The organism is Escherichia sp. E4736, from assembly GCF_005781225.1.
GTDB lineage: Bacteria > Pseudomonadota > Gammaproteobacteria > Enterobacterales > Enterobacteriaceae > Escherichia.
The window spans coordinates 1-2,103 of record NZ_VATT01000050.1 but is presented as its reverse complement, the minus strand read 5'-3'; the positions used below and the strand labels follow the sequence as shown (position 1 = coordinate 2,103).

General features: G+C 48.2%; 4 protein-coding genes and 1 pseudogene. All 5 read right to left on the bottom strand.

Annotated elements, in window-relative coordinates; translation table 11 throughout:
* Nucleotides 1-81: pseudogene (locus FEK46_RS22510) on the bottom strand (DNA-packaging protein); the annotation flags it as partial.
* Nucleotides 82-116: 35 nt separating this feature from the next.
* The gene (locus FEK46_RS22505; RefSeq protein ID WP_000807785.1) at nt 117-359 is read right to left on the bottom strand and encodes a DUF2560 family protein; all 243 of its coding nucleotides are present in this window, start codon (nt 357-359) and stop codon (nt 117-119) included.
* Nucleotides 360-586: 227 nt separating this feature from the next.
* Nucleotides 587-1,192 carry a Rha family transcriptional regulator gene (locus FEK46_RS22500; RefSeq protein ID WP_021528610.1) on the bottom strand — a complete coding sequence of 202 codons (606 nt, stop codon included), beginning with the start codon at nt 1,190-1,192 and terminating at the stop codon, nt 587-589.
* A 149-nt stretch (nt 1,193-1,341) separates the two neighbouring features.
* A complete protein-coding gene (locus FEK46_RS22495; RefSeq protein WP_135560402.1) occupies nt 1,342-1,779 on the bottom strand; it encodes a lysis protein in 438 nt (145 codons plus the stop codon).
* A partial coding sequence (locus FEK46_RS22490) for a glycoside hydrolase family protein (protein WP_032170487.1) occupies nt 1,776-2,103 on the bottom strand: 328 nt, incomplete at its 5' end. The genes FEK46_RS22495 and FEK46_RS22490, both read right to left, overlap by 4 nt.

Here is a 2,103-nt window from a genome sequence, read left to right as displayed (position 1 = left end):
CGCCTCAGGCGATTCGAATTTCGGGTTTCGCCCATGACTACTGCGGGCCTCCCAAAATCGGTTGCCCTTTGGTGCTGCCATATTCATCTCACTTATTTGTTATTTCAGGTTGAGCATCATGCTCCGGTAGTGAACAGGTCTAACGCTTCCTTCGATTTACGCACCGCTTCAAATGTGCGGATCGTGATATCCGAATTAGCGCCGCCTGACTGGAAGTGAATTTTGAATAGCTCAAGCTTCAGTTCGTCAGTGCCGATGAATTGAAATGCTTCCTCTGCTGCTGCGTTCTGGTTCATGACCAGCTTGTAAATCTCTAACTGGAATTTCTGTTCTTCAGTCATGGGAATAATCTCTGCCATTGTTGGCTCCGTTTATCCGTTAAAAGGGATATCAGTTAAGTTATCCCGTGTAGGGTATAAGCCATTGTCGAGACCACTCATTGAATGGTCTCTGCAATAACCGATGTCTTTCCATCAGTCCGCCACCACAAAGAATTTTTTTTGCCATAAGGCAGGAGGTTCATCTTTCAGTGGCTGCCAGTGTTATTTCCCCACTTACTGGCTTGGGTTGTTTCGCGGTACTGCCGTTAATTAGTGAGCCCGGGGATTACGGTTTGCCCGTGCTGTTCAAGGCGTTCAATTCTCGCCAGTAGCTGAGGCTTCTTAATTTTTCCCCAGCGATTGAGCAGGCGGCCAGACATACTGGCGACATCCTTCTCTTTCATATACTCCAGCATTATGGCGTTGCGTTCTGCTTCATAACTTTCGCTGTACTTACGGAGTTCTGCTGACATCCAGTTAAAGGCATTTATATAGGCCTCTTTAACAGCGTCGGCTTTTGCGCCATTAAATCCCATGACCAGCATAACGAAGCCACTAAAGTCCATGCGGTAGTAAATCTGTTTCTTGTCGAAAATCCCTAAGTCATTGATTTTTTCGGCAACGCAAAAATGCGCTCTACGGAAATCTTCAGAGCAATGACAATTTTTCAGCGCCCTCAATACGTCCGCATGACGCTTACCAAATGCCTTTGCGATCTGGAAGGTGTCAGTTACCGGTTGACCTTCTGCTGCGGTAACTAACTGGCGAAAGTCAAAGTCATGATTCACAATTAATTCATTCATGGCGTTACCTGCTACTTCGAAATGAACCTTTGCCGCACAGGAAACCAGCCCACCGAGGCTCGCCAGCACTAACTGGTATCCTCAAAGGCCCATTCCAAAGGGTCAGGTTCGGTGGTTATTGTGCGCTGCGGTGCGCGGTGAAATACCTATACAAAAACGCCCCGCATCTGCGAGGCATTTTCCTGAAAGTCACTTGTTAAATTTCAGTGAAATTAAAATTATTTTAAGCACTGCGTCCTAATGTACTCCTGCAAGTAGTTAACCTGCGCGGTTATCCTGTCGATTCCACTTCGGAGACGGTAATAATTGAGTTCAGCATCTGCTGTAAGTCTTGGGCTTTCTCCATCGCCCATGCTGCTGGCTCCGGTCGTTGGCTTTGCACAGGTGGCGGCGACTTGCAGGCGCTTACGCCCAGCAGAAACATCAGCACGGAGACTTTCGATAGTCGCGTTAGCATCAGCAAGCTCCTTTGTATATCTGGCATCAAGTTCTGCTACATCACGTTTACGCTTCTGCATATCAGAGATGATGGATGCGGCCTTATCGCGCTGCTCTTTGTAGGCGATGGCGTTATCTCGGTAATGGTTAACAGCCCATGACAGGCAGGCGATGATACAAATAACCAGAGCGGAGATAATCGCGGTTACTCTGCTCATACCTCAATCTCTCTGACCGTTCCGCCAGCTTCTTTGAATTTTGCAATCAGGCTGTCAGCCTTATGCTCGAACTGACCATAACCAGCGCCCGGCAGTGAAGCCCAGATATTGCTGCAACGGTCTATTGCCTGACGAATATCACCGCGATCAATCATCGGTAAAGCGCCACGCTCTTTAATCTGTTGCAGTGCCACAGCGTCCTGGCTTTTCGGAGAGAAGTCTTTCAGGCCAAGCTGCTTACGATAGGCATCCCACCAACGGGAAAGAAGCTGGTAACGTCCGGCTGCTGTTGATTTGAGTTTGGGGTTTAGCGTGACAAGTTTG